Origin of the sequence: Streptomyces sp. C (assembly GCF_000158895.1) — a bacterium.
Classification (GTDB): Bacteria; Actinomycetota; Actinomycetes; order Streptomycetales; family Streptomycetaceae; genus Streptomyces; species Streptomyces racemochromogenes.
Genome location: NZ_GG657750.1, coordinates 1,311,944 through 1,327,870 on the forward strand (window position 1 = coordinate 1,311,944; position 15,927 = coordinate 1,327,870).

A 15,927-nucleotide genomic window follows, 5' to 3' on the forward strand; every position below is an offset into this window, starting at 1 on the left:
TGTCCCCGCAGAGGCCTGGAACCGAACAGCAGGGGGTGTCCCATGGGCCGCGTGGTACTGGAGCGTTTCCCGTTTGGGAAGTCCGCGGGGGAGCTGGCCCGCGGAGGAGTACGCGGCGCAGCGGATGCGCGAGGGCGTGCCGGCGGAGGTGGTGATGGACCTGGCCACCGACGCGTTCCTGGTCGTGATCCGGCAGCGGGAGGCCATTTCCGGTCACTGACTCCGGGCTGTGCGGGCCAGTGGCCGCACGCCCCTTGGCCTCGCCGCCCCGCAGCCCCACACTGACCCGATGACGCAGCGTGTGGACCTTGCGACGGTGATGGACCGTCTCGCCATCGACGAGGTGGTCTCGGGGTACGCGGTGGCCGTGGACGACGGGGACTGGGCCGCCTACCGCGCCCTGTTCACGCCGTCCGGACGGGCCGACTACAGCTCGGCGGGCGGGGTCGAGGGCCCGGCGGCGGAGGTCGCCGACTGGCTCGCGGAGACCATGAAGCTCTTCCCGGTGCGCCAGCACCTGATCGTCAACCGGGTGATCCGGCTGGAGGACCGGGGCGGCTGGCCCGGGGATTCGGCGGGGGTCCGGGCGGACTTCCTGAACCCGATGCGGCTGGCCGGCCCCGACGACACGGGCACGGCCCCCAACTTCGTCGCCGCCGGGCGCTACTCCTTCGCCCTCGCCCGCACCCCGGACGGCTGGCGGCTGACGGGGGTCACGGTCCACGAGAAGTGGCGCCACATGTCGGCCTGAGCCACCCCTGGGCCCCGGGCCGCGCCCGGCCGGGGGCGGTCCCACACTGGAAGCGGAGGCGCGTCATGCTGCTCGCGAAGCGGACCCGGCGGTGGCGTGCGGCGGCCGCGGTCGCCGCCGGCGCGCTGCCCTGCCTCGCCTTCCCGGCGCCGGGGCTGTGGTGGTCCGCGTACGTCGTCCTCGTGCCCTGGATGCTGCTGCTGCGCTCCGCCCCCACCGGGCGGCGCGCCGCGCTGGAGGGCTGGCTGGGAGGTGCCGGGTTCATCGTGGCGGTGCACCACTGGCTGCTGCCGAGCTTGCACGTGTTCCTGGTCCCCCTCGCCGTGCTGCTGGGGCTGCTCTGGATCCCCTGGGCGCTGCTGGTGCGGGAGCTGCTCGGCGGGGTGCCGGGCCCGCGCCGGGCGGCGGCCGGGCTGGTCCTCGTACCGGCGGGCTGGCTGCTGTCGGAGCTGGCCCGGTCCTGGCAGGGGCTGGGCGGGCCGTGGGGGCTGCTCGGGGCCAGTCAGTGGCAGGTGCCGCCCGCGCTGCGGCTGGCCTCGGTGGGCGGGGTGTGGCTGGTGAGCCTGCTGGTGGTGGCGGTGAACTGTGCGGTGGTGCTGCTGGTGGCGGTGCCGGGGGCGCGGGTTGCGGCGGTGGCGTCGGTGGCGGGGTGCGCGGTGCTGACCGGGGTGGTGTGGCTCTGGCTGCCGCGGCCCGAGGTGTCGGGCGGGCTGCGGGTGGCCGTCGTACAGCCCGGCCCGGTGGGCGGGGAGGACGGTGCGGAGCGGCGCTTCGACGTCGAGGAGCGCCTCACGCGGGGCCTGGCGGGGACGCACCCCGACCTGGTGGTGTGGGGCGAGAGCAGTGTCGGCGCGGACCTGGCGGCGCGGGCCGACCTGTCGCGGCGGCTGGCGGCCCTGTCGGCGGAGCTCGGCGCCCCGCTGCTGGTCAACGTGGACGCCCGGCGCTCGGACCGGCCCGGGATCTACAAGAGTTCGGTGCTGGTCGGCCCGGAGGGGCCCACCGGCGACCGGTACGACAAGATGCGGCTGGTCCCCTTCGGCGAGTACGTGCCGGCCCGCTCGGTGCTGGGCTGGGCCACCTCGGTCGGCAAGGCGGCGGGCGAGGACCGGATGCGCGGCGCGGCCCCGGTGGTGATGGGCCTGGCCGGCGGGATACGGCTGGGCCCGCTGGTGTGCTTCGAGTCGGCCTTCCCCGACATGAGCCGGCACCTGGTCCGCGAGGGGGCCGGGGTGCTGGTCGCGCAGTCGGCGACCTCGACCTTCCAGGACAGCTGGGCCCCGGCCCAGCACGCCTCCCTGGCGGCCCTGCGCGCCGCCGAGACGGGCCGCCCGGTGGTGCACGCGACCCTGACGGGCGTGAGCGCCGTGTACGGGCCCTCGGGCGGCCGGGTCGGGCCCGCCCTGCCCACCACGGCGAGCACGGCGGCCGTGTACGAGGTGCCGCTCGCCCGGGGCACGACCCCCTTCGTCCGCTTCGGGAACTGGCCCGCCGGCGCCGCCCTGGCCGCGCTGGGCCTGTACTGCGCGGCCGGCGGGGTGCGGGCGGTCGGGGTCAGGCCCGGGAGGCCTGCTCCAGAGCCGTCAGCACCACCCGCTCGCACAGCTCGTGGGTGAGCAGGGCGTCCCGCGCGTTGAGCACCTTGCCGCTCTCCACGGCCTCCAGGAAGGTGTCCACGGCCTGCTCGATACCTCGCTGGCGGGCGACGGAGACCCAGTCCCCGCGCCGGCGCACGGTGGGCTGGCCCCGGTGGTCGACGACCTCTGCGAGGTTGAACACCTGGCGCTTGGAGTCCTGGCCGGACACCTCCAGGACCTCCTCGGCGGATCCGGACCGCCGGTTCATGATCCCCAGGGCGGTGAAGCCCTCGCCGGACATCTGGAGCACCACCTGGGACATCAGCCCCTCGCGCACCACGGCCCGGACGTCGACGTGGTCGGCCTCGCCGGGCAGCAGGAAGCGCAGGGTGTCGACGACGTGGATGAAGTCGTCCAGCACCAGGGTGCGGGGGTCCTCGGGCAGACCGACCCGGTTCTTCTGCATGACGATCAGGTCGCGCGGGTGGTCGGCGCACAGCGTGTAGCCGGGCGCGTGGCGGCGGTTGAAGCCGACGAAGAGGCTGACCCCGAGCTCCTCGGCGCGTTCCACCAGGCGCCGCGAGTCGGCCAGTTCGTAGGCCAGCGGCTTGTCCACGTAGGTGGCCACGCCCGCCTCCAGCAGCCGCTCCACGATCACCGGGTGGCTGTCCGTGGGGGCGTGCACGAAGGCGGCGTCGAGGCCTTCGGCGAGCAGGGAGTCCAGCGTGGTGTGGCGGCGCTCGCGCGGTACGCGGTGGACGTCGCCGATCCGTTCGAGGGTGGCCGGGGTTCGGGTCTGCAGGTGCAGCTCGATCCCGGGACGGGTGCCGAGGACGGGCAGGTACGCCTTCTGCGCGATGTCGCCGAGTCCGATGACGCCGACCTTCACCGGGAGCCTCCTGGTATGTGCCGTATGGGACAGCGGCAGCTTAATCCCTGGTGGGAGGGGGCGCGTTCGTCCAGGATGTGGACCATGACCTCCAACGGATCACACCGCCCCGAACCCTCCACCACCGCCGGCGAGCGGGAGATGCTGGACGGCTGGCTCGACTACCACCGCTCCACCCTCGCCTGGAAGTGCGAGGGCCTGTCCGAGGAGCAGCTGCGCCTGACGCCGCTCGCCCCCTCCGCGCTGAGCCTGATGGGCCTGGTGCGGCACATGGCGGAGGTGGAGCGGTACTGGTTCCGGGAGATCGCCCTCGGCGCGGACCTGCCCGACCTGTACAGCACCCGGGAAAACCGGGACGGGGACTTCCACTTCACCGAGGCGGACACCTGGGCCGATGCCGAGCAGGTCTGGCGGACCGAGGTCGAACTGGCCCGGCAGGCGGCCGCGGACCGCTCCCTGGAGGCGCTGTCGGACGCCGAGAGCCACCACCGCGGTGAGGTCTTCAGCCTGCGCTGGATCTACACCCACATGATCGAGGAGTACGCCCGGCACAACGGGCACGCGGACCTGCTGCGCGAGCACATCGACGGCGCCACCGGCGAGTAGCCGGGCCCGGGCCGGTGTCCGCCGGACACCCCCTCCCCGTCACCCGTGCGGGGTGAATATCGGCCCAGGGTTTTCACAACGGGGTGCTCGCACAGCAGAGTTGCGCGGGTGCACCCAACCCGAACCTCGACGAAACTGCTCCTCGGCGCCGCCTGTGCCGTCTCGGCCGTCTCCGGCTGCGTGAACGTCAACCCCGCCCAGCCGGTCCCGGCGGCGGCCCCCGCCGGCGGCCCGCCGCCCCGGCACGAGCCGCGCGGCGGGCCGGGGGCACTGCCCGTGGTCGTCCAGGCGCCCGCCCTGGAGGCGCTGAAGGCGGTGCCCCGGGAGGGCGTGCGCCCGTCCGCCCCGACGGCGGCCGGCCGGGGCGCGGCGCGCGCGGTGCCCGGACCGCGCACCGGGGACGGGGAGGCGGTGGGGGCTGCCGCCGGGGTGAGCGACGTCCCGGTGCCGGCGGAGCCGGGCGGGCACGGCGAGCGGGGCCCGCAGGGGCGTGCGCACGGCTCGGGGCGGCACGCCGAGCTGCCGCCCGGCCTGGCGCGGGAGCTGCCGGTCAGGCCGGCGGACGTGTGCGCGCTGGGCCGCCGGCACGGGGACTGGGACCCGGACGGCCCGGAGGCCCGCATCTGCGCGGGCGTCGAGGGCGCCGGGGCCGGCTGAAGACGGGCGGAGCGGCCGTACGCACACCCGGGGGCGGACGCAGCACCCGTGGCGGCCCTACGACTGCTCGGGGAACGGTCCGGGGCCCGGGCCCGCCTCCGCCGCCAGTCGGCGCTCCAGGCGGGCGATGGCGGCCCGCACGCCGTTCCCGTACCCGTCGTCGGACAGCGCTCCGGTGGCCGCCCGGGCCCGCGCGAGGTGGACCCGGGCCTCGGCGGGCCGGCGCAGCTTGGCGTAGTCGGCGGCGAGGCTGAGGTGCAGCGACGGGTAGAACACCCGCACGGCCGGGTGCGGCTCGGCCGGCCCGGGCAGGGCCTCCCCGAGCCGTTCGCCGAGGCCGTCGGCGGCGGTCAGCGCCCGCAGGTCCCAGGCCAGTTCATCGGCGGGGTCGTCCTGGGCGTCGGCCAGGTAGTGCGCGAGGGTGCAGCGGTGGAGGGAATCGCCGTCCGCGCCGATCTCGGACCAGATCTCGCCGAGCCGGTTGCGGGCCTCCTCGCGGTCCCCGGCGTGCAGCAGGATGACGGCCTGGCCGATCCTGGTCATGACGGCGTCCTCCGACGCCTCCTGCTGCTGCTCCCTCAACGGGGCCTCCGGCTCGCTCCGCCGGACCCGCTCCGGTCCGGTCGTCAAGACGCTAGCCGGAGGCACCGGCTCTGGCGCCGAGGCGCGGGGTGGTGTCAGCCCAGGTCCGGGATCCGCCAGTCGATCGGCTCATGGCCCTGGGCGGCGACGGCCTCGTTGATCTGCGTGAAGGGCCGGGAGCCGAAGAACTTCTTCGCCGACAGCGGCGAGGGGTGGGCGCCCTTGACGATCACGTGGCGCTCCCCGTCGATGAGCGGGATCTTCTTCTGGGCGTAGGCGCCCCAGAGGACGAAGACGACCGGGTCGGGGCGCTCGGACACGGCGCGGATCACGGCGTCGGTGAACTTCTCCCAGCCCTTGCCCTTGTGGGAGTTGGGCTCGGCCTCGCGGACGGTGAGGACGGCGTTGAGGAGCAGGACGCCCTGCTCGGCCCACGGCATCAGGTACCCGTTGTCCGGGACCGGCAGGCCGAGCTCCTCCTTCATCTCCTTGTAGATGTTGCGCAGCGAGGGCGGGGTCTTGACCCCGGGCTGCACGGAGAAGCACAGGCCGTGTCCCTGGCCGGCGCCGTGGTAGGGGTCCTGGCCGAGGACCAGGACCTTCACCTTGTCGAACGGCGTGGCCTCCAGAGCCGCGAAGACCTGCTCGCGGGGCGGGTAGACCGGCCCGTTCGCCCGCTCCTTCTCGACGAACTCGGTGAGTTCCCTGAAGTAGGGCTGGTCCAGCTCCCCGCCGAGGACGGGGAGCCAGGACTCGGGCAGCATCTGGGTCACGTCGACAACCTCCGGTACAAGTTCGTGCAACTGATACGAACCTACCGGGGACCACTGACAACGCCGCCACCCGGGCACCGCCCGGTGATCACCAGCTGGTCTTGCGGCGCAGCTCCCACATCTGCATGGCGGTCTGCGGGTCCAGGGCCCGCTCGGCTCCGGCGATGTCCTCGCGCGCGCCGACGTACAGCTTGCCCTGCCACAGCGGCAGCAGCCGGACGTCCTGGGCGAAGATCTGCTGGGCCTCCTCGAACTCCCGGACACCGGCGGACCGGTCGCCCTCGCGGCGGGACCTGGGCAGCAGCTCGTTCTGGATCTTCGCCGGCTCGTACGGGGTGCCGACCGCGTTCTCCTTGCCGACGAACGGCGCGATGAAGTTGTCGGGGTCCGGGAAGTCGGGGAACCAGCCTCGGCCGAAGACCGGGTACTGGCCGTTCTGGTAGCCCTCCTGGAAGGTCTTCCACGGCTGGCCGCGCAGGTTGATCTTGAAGAGGTCGCTCTCGTCGAGCTGCCGCTTGATCTCGGTGAACTCGTCGGCGGTGGAGGCGCCGTAGCGGTCGGTGGTGTACCAGAAGGTGAGCTCGACCTTCTGGGTGATCCCGGCGGCCGTGAGGATCTTCTTGGCCTTGGCCACGTCGGGGTTGCCGTAGATGTCGTAGAAGGGCGTCTTGTGGCCCACGACGCCCTTGGGGACCATCGAGTACAGCGGCTCGGCGGTGCCCTGGTAGACCTTGGAGACGATCGCGCCGCGGTCGATGACCTGGGCGATCGCCTGGCGCACGGCGGGCTTGTTGACCTGCGGGTCGCTCGGGTTGAAGACCAGGTAGCGGATCTCGGCGCCGACGTTCTCCACGACCTGGACGCCCTGGGCGTGCGAGGCGGGGGTCTGGAGGTCCTTGATCTCCGCGGCGGAGAGGCCGCGGTAGGTGGCGTCGATCTCCTTGCCCTTGAGGGCGGCGATCATCTTCTTGGAGTCGGCGAAGTAGCGGATCGTCACGCCGTCGTTCTGGCGGTTGGCGAAGCCGGTGTAGCTCTCGTTGCGGCCGAGGACCGCCTCGCCGCCCTCCGTGTACGAGGTGAGGACGTAGGGGCCGGAGCCGATGACCTTGTTGTCCTGGCGGACCTTGTTGGCCGGGTACTCCTTCGGCGCGACCAGGGAGGCCGCCGGGGAGCCCAGGACGTACGGGAACGTCGCGTCGGGGGTCTTCAGGTGGAAGACGACCGTGAGCGCGTCCGGCGCCTCGATCTTGTCCAGGCTGTTGAAGAGGCCGGCGGGACCGGACTTGTGGTTGATCGTCCTGATCCGGTCCAGGGAGTGCTTGACCGCCTTGGCGTCCAGCACCTCGCCGTCGGAGAACTTCAGGCCCTTGCGCAGGGTGCAGCGGTAGGCGGTGTTCGCCGCGTCGGTGAACTCGCAGTTCTGGGCCGCGTCCGGCTGCGGCTTGGTGCTGCCCGTGGGGAAGGCCAGCAGGGTCTGGTAGACGTTGCGGTACAGCTCCCAGGAGCCGTCCCAGGCCGCGGCCGGGTCGAGGGTGCTGGGCGCGCTCATGGTGCCGACGGTGATGCGCTTCGCGGCGGCGTCACCGTCGTCCGAGAACAGGCCGCATCCTGCCAGCAGGGATATGGACGCAACGGCCGCAGCGATCTGCAGGCATCTGGTCCGGTTGAACACGTGCACGCTCCTCGATCAGCCAGGGGTGCGGCAGACCCTACCGCAGTGCATCACAAATCCAATGGGTAGGTTTCGTGAGGCACTTGACCGATTTCGGACCGATTCGATACGCATTTGCCTCCTGTTTGGAGGCAAATGCGTCCGGTTATCGGTCAGTGCACACCGGCATTGAGGAACATTCCCCCGTCGACGACGAGAGTTTGTCCGGTGATCCATTCCGCTTGTGCAGATGTCAGGAATGCGGCGGCCCCGCCGATGTCCTCGGGGACCCCCAGCCGGCCGAGCGGATAGGCGGCCGCGGCCTCGTGCTCGCGGCCCTCGTAGAGCGCCTGGGCGAACCTGGTCTTGACCACCGCCGGGGCGATCGCGTTGACCCGTACCGCCGGCGCCATCTCGTGCGCGAGCTGGAGGGTCAGGTTGATCATCGCGGCCTTGCTCATCCCGTAGGCCCCGATGAAGGGCGAGGCGGAGACCCCGGCGATGGAGGCGATGTTCACGATCGCCCCGCCGTGGTCCTTCTGCCAGGCGTGCCAGGTCCGCTGGGCGAAGCCGAGCGCCGAGATCACGTTGGTCTCGAAGACCTTGCGCGCCACCCCGAGGTCCAGGTCGGCGATCGGGCCGAACACCGGATTGGTGCCCGCGTTGTTCACCAGGAAGTCGACCCTGCCGAAGGCCTCCATCGCCCGCTCCACCGCGAGGGCCTGGTGGGCCTCGTCGTGCGCCTTTCCGGCCACGCCGATCACCCGGTCCGCGCCGAGCCGCTCCACGGCCTCCTTGAGCGCGTCCTCGTTGCGCCCGGTGATCACGACCCGGTCGCCCCGGGCGACGAGCGCCTCGGCGATCCCGTAGCCGATCCCCCGGCTCGCCCCGGTGACCAGGGCGACCTTGCCGCTGTCGACACCGCTGTCGATACCGCTGTCCGTCATGTCGTGCACCCGCCTCTCGTGGGACCGTCAGTTGAGCGGGCCGCCGGCCACGTACAGGACCTGGCCGGAGACGAAGCCGGCGTCCTCGCCCGTGAAGAAGGCGATGGCGTTCGCGATGTCGTCGGGACGGCCCACGCGCTGCACCGGGATCTGGGAGGCGGCGGCCAGCTGGAACTCCTCGAAGCCCATGCCGACGCGGGCCGCGGTCTGTGCGGTCATCTCGGTCACGATGAAGCCCGGGGCGACGGCGTTGGCGGTGATGCCGAACTTGCCGAGTTCGATGGCCAGGGTCTTGGTGAAGCCCTGCAGGCCGGCCTTGGCGGCGGCGTAGTTGGCCTGGCCGCGGTTGCCGAGCGCCGAGCTGCTGGAGAGGTTCACGACGCGGCCGAACTTGGCCTCCACCATGTACTTCTGACAGGCCCTCGCCATCAGGAACGCACCGCGCAGGTGGACGTTCATGACGGTGTCCCAGTCGGTGTCGCTCATCTTGAAGAGCAGGTTGTCGCGGAGCACGCCCGCGTTGTTGACGAGGACCGTCGGGGCGCCGAGCGTGCTCGCGACCCGCTCGACGGCCGCCTCCACCTGGGCGGCGTCGGAGACGTCGCAGCCGACCGCGAGGGCCCGGCCGCCGGCCGCCGTGATCGCCTCGACGGTGTCCTTGCAGGCGGCCTCGTCGAGGTCGAGCACGGCGACCGCCCGGCCTTCGGCGGCCAGCCGGATCGCGGTGGCCGCGCCGATGCCCCGGGCCGCCCCGGTCACGATGGCGACACGCTGCTCGGTGGTGGACATGCTGTTCTCCTCGCCCTTGAGAGGCGGCCGCCCGGAGGTGAGCAACCGCTTAGTAGCCTCAGCTGAGGAGACGCTAGGAGCCCTGACACCCCGTGTCAACGGCTCCCGGCGGCGGCGGCGCGGACCTGCCCGGAAATCAGCGGACGAGCAGCTCCAGCAGGCGTTCCACCTCGGCGGCGGGATCGGCCGTCAGGCCGGTGTGCACCGGACCCGGCTGCACCACCGTGCTGCGGGGGGCGATCAGCCAGCGGAACCTGCGCCCCGCGTCGTCGCCCGCCGCCTGCCCGGCCTCCTCGCCGCCCGCGCACAGCCCCTCGACCGCGCGCAGCGCGGCCCGCACCCCGGCCACGTCGGCCCCGGGGTCGAGGGCGAGGAGCTTCGCCTCGTCCAGGTGGGTGCGCGCGGCGACGTAGGAGTGCGCCCGGCAGTAGACGATGACTCCGGCGTTGAAGCACTCGCCGCGCTCCATCCGGGGCACCACGCGCACCAGCGCGTATTCGAACACGTCCCGCTTGGTCACTCGTCGCCGCTCTTCTGCTTGTTCTTGTCCGACTGGGGAGGGAGGCGCTCGGCGAGCCAGCCCGGCGGACCGGACCGCTGCCTGACCTCGGCCTCCATGGTGATCCTCTCGTGGATCGTGGCGGCGCGCGGCAGCAGTGCCTCCACGTAGGCGCGGCGCACCGCGTCGGTGGAGTCGAAGCCCGGCTCGTCGACGAGCCACTCGTCGGGGACGTCGGCGGTGACCTCGGTGAGCAGCTCCTCGGTGACCAGCGGGGCCAGCTCGGCGGCGGCCGCCGCGATGTCCGGGCCCACGGGGGCCAGGACGTGGTCCGAGGCGTTGTAGGGCTTGGCGGAGGCGGCCTGGGCGGTGGGCCAGTTGTGGTGCCAGATCATGGTGGCGCCGTGGTCGATGAGCCACAGGTCCCCGTGCCAGACCAGCATGTTCGGATTGCGCCAGGACCGGTCGACGTTGTTGATCAGCGCGTCGAACCAGACGACGCGTCCCGCCTCGACCGGGTCGGCCCGGTAGGCGAGGGGGTCGAAGCCGATCGAGCCGGGGAGGTAGTCCATGCCGAGGTTGAGCCCGCCGCTGGCCTTGAGCAGCTCCTGGACCTCCTGGTCGGGCTCGGCGAGCCCGATGACGGGGTCGAGCTGCATCTGCACCAGCCGCGGGACCCGCAGGCCCAGCCGCTGGGCGAGGCGCCCGCAGACGACTTCGGCGACCAGGGTCTTGCGGCCCTGGCCGGCTCCGGTGAATTTCATGACGTAGGTACCGAGATCGTCGGCCTCGACGATCCCCGGGAGCGAGCCGCCCTCACGCAAGGGCGTGACGTAGCGGGTCGCGATCACTTCGGACAGCATCCGCCCAGGTTACGGGGGTCAGCGCGACGGAGCCCACTGCATTCGCAGCTCCTCGGCCGTGGTGATGGACGCCACCAGCACGAGGGAGTTGCGGATCACCTCGGCGGTGCAGGAGGCGGGCACCCCGGCGATGGCGTCGGACGGGACCACGACCTCGTAGCCGAGGTTGACGGCGTCGAAGACGGTGTTCGGGATCGCGATGTTCGAGGAGACCCCGGTGACGACGAGGGTGCGGACCCCGAGGTTGCGCAGCAGGGCGTCCAGGTCGGTGCCGGCCATCGGGGAGAGCCCGTGCAGCCGGCGGACCACGAGGTCCCGGCCGTCCACGGTGATGGGCGCGGCGATCCGCACCGCGTCGCTCCCGGTCAGCTGCCGTACGGGAAGCTTCCCGGCGACCCGGAAGAGCCTTGCGTTGGTGTTGGCCCCGAGCCCGTCGGGCCGCCGCTCGGCGACCGCGTGCACCACCTGTACGCCGGCCCCGCGCGCGGCGTCGACGAGCGCGGCGACCCGGTCCAGCATTCCGGAGTTCCGGGCCTCCTTCGCCAGCTCGGGCAGGGCGCTCTCCTCGCCCACCACGCCGTTCTGGCACTCCACGGTGAGCAGCGCGGTGGTGGCTGGATCGAGTTCCGGCATGACTCCCCCTGGCGTGACGACGGAAGAGCACGCATGATTCCTGACACACAGTCAGATGTGAAGGGGTGGGGGACGGATGGACGGGACGGGCGCCGGGGCGGCGCAGCGGCGGGGCCGGCGCATCATGATGAGCGGCAAGGAGGTGGACGCGTTCCTGCGGGAGCAGCGCACCTGCAGGGTGGCCACGGTCTCCCCGGACGGGCGTCCGCACGTCGGCGCCCTGTGGTTCGCGTGGGACGGCACCTCGATGTGGCTGTACTCGATCACCCGCAGCCGCCGCTGGGCCGACCTGCGGGCCGACCCGCGGATCTCGGTCGTGGTGGACGCCGGGGAGGAGTACGGGGAACTGCGCGGGGTCGAGCTGTCCGGCCGCGCGGTCTTCGTGGGCGAGGCTCCGCGCACCGGCGAGCCCTGCCCCGAGCTGCTGGAGCCGGAACGGCTCTTCCCCCTCAAGAACTTCGGGATCGAGGAGATGCCGCACGACGGCCGCCACGCCTGGATCCGCCTCACCCCGGACTCGGTGGTGTCCTGGGACTTCCGCAAGATGTGAGCGCTTGCGCAGGACGTGACCGGCGGCTACACCGCCGCGGCCGCCTCCTGGAGGGCCGCGACGGCGGCCCTGACGGAGGGCCGGCGGCCGGCGTCCGTCCGCCAGACGACGTACACGTGGCGGCGGACGGTGTCGACCGCCGGCAGCAGCCGCACGCCGGGGGGTACCGGCCCGCGGCCCAGCCGGGGCGTCACGCAGACGCCCAGCCCGGCCTCCACGAAGGCCAGCTGGGTGTGGTGCTCCTCGGCGATGTGCGCGATGCGCGGCTCGACCCCGATGCCGCGCAGGGTGAACACCAGCCACTCGTGACAGAACTGCCCCTCGTTCCACGAGATCCAGTCGTCGTCCGCGAGGTCACCGAGGGAGATCTGGGCGCGTCCGGCCAGCGGGTGCCCCGCCGGGACCGCGACGTCGGCGGCGTCGTCCAGCAGGTGGACCCGGGACAGTTCGGCCGGCACCGGCATCCGCTTGTTGTGCCAGTCGATGGCCAGCGCCATGTCCAGGTCGCCGCGCACGACGGCCGCCATGCTCTCCTCCGGCTCCCGTTCCCGCACCATGGCCCGCAGTTCGGGATGGGCGGCCCGCAGCGTGCCGAGGGCACGGGGCAGCAGCCCCCGCATGGCGGTGGGGAAGGCGCCGATCCGCAACTCCCCCACCGCACAGCCCCGCTGGGCCTCCACGTCGGCCTGCGCGAGCTCCACCTGGGAGATGATCCGGGCGGCGTGGTCGGCGAGCAGCCGCCCCGCGTCCGTGAGCCGGACCCCGCGCCCGTTCTTGGCGAGCAGCGGCTGGCCGACCTCCCGCTCCAGCTTGGCCATCTGCTGGGAGACCGCCGATGTGGTCACATGGAGGCCGCCCGCCGCACCACTGACCGAGCCGTGGCGGGCGAGGGCGTCGAGGGTGCGCAGGCGCTCCAGGTTCAACATGTAAGCGATGCTACGCCTTCCGCCGAAGGAACTCTCGCTTGTCCTACGAGGTCGGGCGCAGCAGAGTGATCCGCATGAGCGCACCGACCACCTCCCGCACCACCACCCACTCCCCCGTACGACAGCCGGCCCGTCGCGGCACCGGCGGCGCCGCCCGCCTGGACTGGCGCCTGCGGTTCGCCCTCCTCTCGGTGGTGTGGGGCTTCAGCTTCCTCCTGATCAAGGTCGGCACCGAGGCGTTCGCACCCTTCCAGGTCGCCCTCGGCCGGGTGTTCTTCGGGGCGCTCGCCCTCCTGGTGGTGCTGCTGGTGCGCCGGGAGCCGCTCCCGCGCGGGCGACGCACCTGGGGCCACCTCACGGTGGCGGCGCTCCTGCTGAACACCGCCCCGTTCTCGCTCTTCGCCTACGCCGAGCAGAGCATCCCCTCCAGCCTGGCGGGCATCTGCAACGCCACCTCCCCGCTGTGGGGCATGGCGCTCTCACTGGTGGCGCTGTCCGAGGACCGCCCCACGCGGCGCCGCTTCGCGGGGCTGGGCATCGGCTTCCTGGGCGTGCTGACGGTGCTCGGCGCCTGGCAGGGCTTCGCGGGGATCGACGCCAAGGGCACCGCGCTCGCCCTGCTGGCCAGCCTCTCCTACCCCATCGGCTGGATCTACGTGCGCCGCACCCTGGCCGGCACCCCCGGCTCCCCGGTGGCGCTCACCGGGGCCCAGCTCATGGTCTCCACCCTCCAGCTGGCCGCCGTCAGCGCACTGTTCACCCCGGCCCCGGCCGGCTTCCCGCTGTGGCCGACGCTCGCCGTGGTCGCGCTGGGCGCCCTGGGCACCGGGATGGCGCTGCAGATGCAGTACGGGCTGGTGTCGGAGATCGGGCCGACCACCGCGCAGATGGTCACCTACTTCATCCCGGTCATCGCCACCACCGCCGGCGTCCTGGTCCTGGGCGAACAGCTGCACTGGAACACCCCGGTCGGCGCGGCGGTCATCCTGGCGGGCGCGGCCCTGACCCAGTCCCGGTCCGCCCCGCGCAAGGCCGCCTGACCGGCCCGGACCCGTCGCCGCGCCGCGCCCGCCGCCGCCCCGCCCCCGCCGCACTCCGGCCTGACCGGCCCGGCCATCCGCCGTCCCGCGCCACGCCACGCCCGCCACGCCGCACTCCGCGGCGGGGCGGGCGCGTCTCAGTCGAAGCGCCCCCCGGCCTCCGGGCGGACCGCGGCCGCCACCGCGTCGGCCAGGCCCCCGACCTCCGCCGGGTCCAGCCCGGAGACGGTGATCCGCACCCCGGGGCCCGCCTGGACGCGGTAGCCGGCCCCGGGGGCGCACCGCCCAGCCCGGCCGCGAGCAGCCGGGTGACCGCCGCCGTCTCGTCGGCGACGGGCACCCACACGTTCATGCCGCTCCGCCCGTGCGCCCGTACGCCCCGCTCCGCGAGCGCGGCGACCAGGCCGTCGCGGCGCAGCCCGTACGAGCGCGCCACCGCCTCCCGGTCCACGGCGCCGGAGGTCCACAGGTCGGCCACCGCGTACTGGAGCAGCCGGCTCACCCACCCCGGGCCCAGCCGCTGCCGTCCCCGGACCCGGTCCATCGTCACCGCGTCGCCCGTGAGCACCGCCAGCCGCAGGTCGGGGCCGTACGCCTTCGCCGTCGAGCGGATCAGCGCCCAGTGCCGGGTCACCCCGCCGAGGGGGCACAGCGGCAGGTCGACGATCCCGTGGCCGTGGTCGTCCTCGATGAGCAGCACCTCGGGACGGCCGGCCAGCAGCTCCCTGAGCCCCGCCGCCCGGGCGGCCGAGACGGCGGCGCCGGTCGGGTTCTGCGCGCGGGCCGTGACCACCAGGGCCCGCGCCCCCTCCGCCAGCGCCCGGGCCACCGACTCCGGCACCGGCCCCTCGTCGTCGACGGCCACCGGGAGCACCCGCAGGCCGAGGGCGGGGGCCAGGTCCAGCACGCTCCCCCAGCCCGGATCCTCGACGGCCACCGCGTCCCCGGCCCGCAGGTGCGCGGCCAGCACGCGCTCGATGCCGTCCAGCGCCCCCGAGGTCACCGCGAGGGCCCCGGCGGGGACCCCGTCGGCCTCGAAGCCGGCGCGGGCGAGCCGGGCGAGGTCCGGGACCACCGGGTCCTGCCCGTACAGGGTCGGGGATGCCGCGTACCGCCGGGCGGCGGCGGCCAGCGCCCCGTCCAGCGGGGGCAGGAGCGCCAGGTCCGGGTTGCCCTGCGCGACGTCCCGTACGCCCTCGGGCACCGGCACGCGCCCCACGTCGCGCGGGGCCGTCGCGGGGCGGGCCCGCACCCGGCTGCCGCGCCGCCCGTCGGTCTCGATGACCCCGCGTTCGCGCAGGGTGCGGTACGCGGCGGCCACGGTGTTGGGGTTCACCCCCAGCGCGGCCGCGAGCTCGCGCATCGGCGGGAGCAGCGCTCCTGGGGCGAGCGCGCCCGAACCGACGCCGGTTTCGACACTGGCCGCGATTTCCGATGCGCGGCGCCCACTGATCAGATACTCTCCTAGCACAAACAATATTATGCACTAGTGCAATGGAGTACGCACCATGAGCGCCACCACCGTCGCCGACTACGAGCCCACCGACCGCACCGTCCCGAGCCGCGCCCGCCAGCGGGCGCGCTACGACCGTGAGACGGTGCACTCGATACTCGACCAGGCCTACCTGTGCCACCTCGGGTTCGTCCGCGACGGCGCGCCGGTGGTCCTCCCCACGCTGTTCGGCCGGGTGGGCGAGACCCTCTACGTGCACGGCTCCACCGGCTCGCGCCCGCTGCTGGCCGCCGGGAAGGCCGACCCGGGCCTGGCGGTCTGCCTCACGGTGACGCACGTGGACGGCCTGGTGCTCGCCAAGTCCGCCTTCCACCACTCGATGAACTACCGCTCGGTGGTCGTGCACGGCACCGCCTACCAGGTCACGGACGAGGAGGAGTGCCGCATCGCGCTGGACGCCCTGGTCGACCAGGTCGTGCCCGGCCGCTCGGCCGACTCCCGGCCCGCCAACGCCAAGGAGCTGGCCGCCACGGCGGTGATCCGCCTCGACCTGAACGAGGTGTCCGCGAAGGTCCGCACGGGCGGCCCGAACGACGACGCCGAGGACCTGGACCTGCCCTTCTGGTCGGGCGTGGTCCCGGTGGCACCGGCGTACGGGACCCCCGTCCCGGCCGCCGGCCTGGCCCCCGGCATCGCCCTCCCGGACTACATCACCGCGCTCTGAGGCTCCTCGGCGGGCCG

General features: G+C 73.4%; 18 protein-coding genes and 1 pseudogene. 8 read left to right on the forward strand and 11 right to left on the reverse strand.

What is annotated here, in order from left to right:
• The first annotated feature begins 73 nt into the window (after window positions 1-73).
• From SSNG_RS41855 to lnt, 3 genes are all read left to right on the forward strand, one after another.
• Complete coding sequence (locus SSNG_RS41855; protein WP_165364947.1) at window positions 74-220, forward strand: hypothetical protein; 147 nt, start codon at window positions 74-76, stop codon at window positions 218-220.
• Window positions 221-289: 69 nt separating this feature from the next.
• Complete coding sequence (locus SSNG_RS05735; RefSeq protein WP_007262860.1) at window positions 290-751, forward strand: nuclear transport factor 2 family protein; 462 nt, start codon at window positions 290-292, stop codon at window positions 749-751.
• 65 nt (window positions 752-816) lie between these two features.
• Window positions 817-2,367: an apolipoprotein N-acyltransferase gene (gene lnt, locus SSNG_RS05740; RefSeq protein ID WP_007262861.1), complete on the forward strand. Its 1,551-nt coding sequence runs from the start codon at window positions 817-819 to the stop codon at window positions 2,365-2,367.
• Here lnt and SSNG_RS05745 read toward each other — a convergent pair.
• Window positions 2,306-3,217, reverse strand: coding sequence for a Gfo/Idh/MocA family oxidoreductase (locus tag SSNG_RS05745; RefSeq protein WP_042800587.1), 912 nt, complete (start codon window positions 3,215-3,217; stop codon window positions 2,306-2,308). The two genes, lnt and SSNG_RS05745, sit on opposite strands and share 62 nt — an antisense overlap.
• A gap of 84 nt (window positions 3,218-3,301) precedes the next feature.
• Here SSNG_RS05745 and SSNG_RS05750 point away from each other — a divergent pair, with 84 nt between their 5' ends.
• Both SSNG_RS05750 and SSNG_RS05755 read left to right on the forward strand, forming a co-directional pair.
• A complete protein-coding gene (locus SSNG_RS05750; protein WP_007262863.1) occupies window positions 3,302-3,823 on the forward strand; it encodes a DinB family protein in 522 nt (173 codons plus the stop codon).
• A 108-nt stretch (window positions 3,824-3,931) separates the two neighbouring features.
• Complete coding sequence (locus tag SSNG_RS05755; RefSeq protein ID WP_241694999.1) at window positions 3,932-4,480, forward strand: hypothetical protein; 549 nt, start codon at window positions 3,932-3,934, stop codon at window positions 4,478-4,480.
• A gap of 57 nt (window positions 4,481-4,537) precedes the next feature.
• Here SSNG_RS05755 and SSNG_RS05760 read toward each other — a convergent pair whose 3' ends face one another.
• The 8 genes from SSNG_RS05760 to SSNG_RS05795 all read right to left on the reverse strand — a co-directional run bounded on the left by SSNG_RS05760 (window position 4,538) and on the right by SSNG_RS05795 (window position 11,217).
• Window positions 4,538-5,023, reverse strand: a complete 486-nt coding sequence (locus SSNG_RS05760) for a hypothetical protein (RefSeq protein ID WP_050779839.1) — start codon at window positions 5,021-5,023, stop codon at window positions 4,538-4,540.
• 134 nt (window positions 5,024-5,157) lie between these two features.
• Entirely contained in the window at window positions 5,158-5,826 is a 669-nt protein-coding gene (locus SSNG_RS05765) for a uracil-DNA glycosylase (RefSeq protein ID WP_042803005.1), read from the reverse strand.
• A gap of 97 nt (window positions 5,827-5,923) precedes the next feature.
• Complete coding sequence (locus SSNG_RS05770) at window positions 5,924-7,513, reverse strand: ABC transporter substrate-binding protein (RefSeq protein ID WP_206731280.1); 1,590 nt, start codon at window positions 7,511-7,513, stop codon at window positions 5,924-5,926.
• Between the two features lie 146 nt (window positions 7,514-7,659).
• A complete protein-coding gene (locus SSNG_RS05775) occupies window positions 7,660-8,433 on the reverse strand; it encodes an SDR family oxidoreductase (RefSeq protein WP_042803007.1) in 774 nt (257 codons plus the stop codon).
• Between the two features lie 27 nt (window positions 8,434-8,460).
• Complete coding sequence (gene fabG / locus SSNG_RS05780; RefSeq protein WP_007262869.1) at window positions 8,461-9,222, reverse strand: 3-oxoacyl-ACP reductase FabG; 762 nt, start codon at window positions 9,220-9,222, stop codon at window positions 8,461-8,463.
• 136 nt (window positions 9,223-9,358) lie between these two features.
• Window positions 9,359-9,742, reverse strand: a complete 384-nt coding sequence (locus tag SSNG_RS05785) for a DUF3037 domain-containing protein (protein ID WP_007262870.1) — start codon at window positions 9,740-9,742, stop codon at window positions 9,359-9,361.
• Window positions 9,739-10,584: a HipA family kinase gene (locus SSNG_RS05790; RefSeq protein ID WP_007262871.1), complete on the reverse strand. Its 846-nt coding sequence runs from the start codon at window positions 10,582-10,584 to the stop codon at window positions 9,739-9,741. Before SSNG_RS05790 ends, SSNG_RS05785 begins: the two co-directional genes overlap by 4 nt.
• Before the next feature lie 18 nt (window positions 10,585-10,602).
• A complete protein-coding gene (locus SSNG_RS05795) occupies window positions 10,603-11,217 on the reverse strand; it encodes a cysteine hydrolase (RefSeq protein WP_042800588.1) in 615 nt (204 codons plus the stop codon).
• A 76-nt stretch (window positions 11,218-11,293) separates the two neighbouring features.
• Between SSNG_RS05795 and SSNG_RS05800 the strand changes: the two genes are divergently transcribed.
• Window positions 11,294-11,767 (forward strand): pyridoxamine 5'-phosphate oxidase family protein, encoded by a 474-nt coding sequence (locus SSNG_RS05800; protein WP_007262873.1) that lies wholly within the window; start codon window positions 11,294-11,296, stop codon window positions 11,765-11,767.
• 26 nt (window positions 11,768-11,793) lie between these two features.
• Here SSNG_RS05800 and SSNG_RS05805 read toward each other — a convergent pair whose 3' ends face one another.
• Window positions 11,794-12,693, reverse strand: a complete 900-nt coding sequence (locus SSNG_RS05805; protein WP_007262874.1) for a LysR family transcriptional regulator — start codon at window positions 12,691-12,693, stop codon at window positions 11,794-11,796.
• A 74-nt stretch (window positions 12,694-12,767) separates the two neighbouring features.
• On the opposite strand from SSNG_RS05805, the gene SSNG_RS05810 reads away from it, so the two are divergent.
• Complete coding sequence (locus SSNG_RS05810; RefSeq protein WP_128637387.1) at window positions 12,768-13,733, forward strand: DMT family transporter; 966 nt, start codon at window positions 12,768-12,770, stop codon at window positions 13,731-13,733.
• A gap of 137 nt (window positions 13,734-13,870) precedes the next feature.
• On the opposite strand, the pseudogene SSNG_RS05815 reads toward SSNG_RS05810, so the two are convergent.
• Window positions 13,871-15,204: pseudogene (locus SSNG_RS05815) on the reverse strand (aminotransferase class I/II-fold pyridoxal phosphate-dependent enzyme).
• A 37-nt stretch (window positions 15,205-15,241) separates the two neighbouring features.
• On the opposite strand from SSNG_RS05815, the gene SSNG_RS05820 reads away from it, so the two are divergent.
• Window positions 15,242-15,910, forward strand: a complete 669-nt coding sequence (locus SSNG_RS05820) for a pyridoxamine 5'-phosphate oxidase family protein (protein ID WP_007262877.1) — start codon at window positions 15,242-15,244, stop codon at window positions 15,908-15,910.
• Window positions 15,911-15,927: the final 17 nt, after the last annotated feature.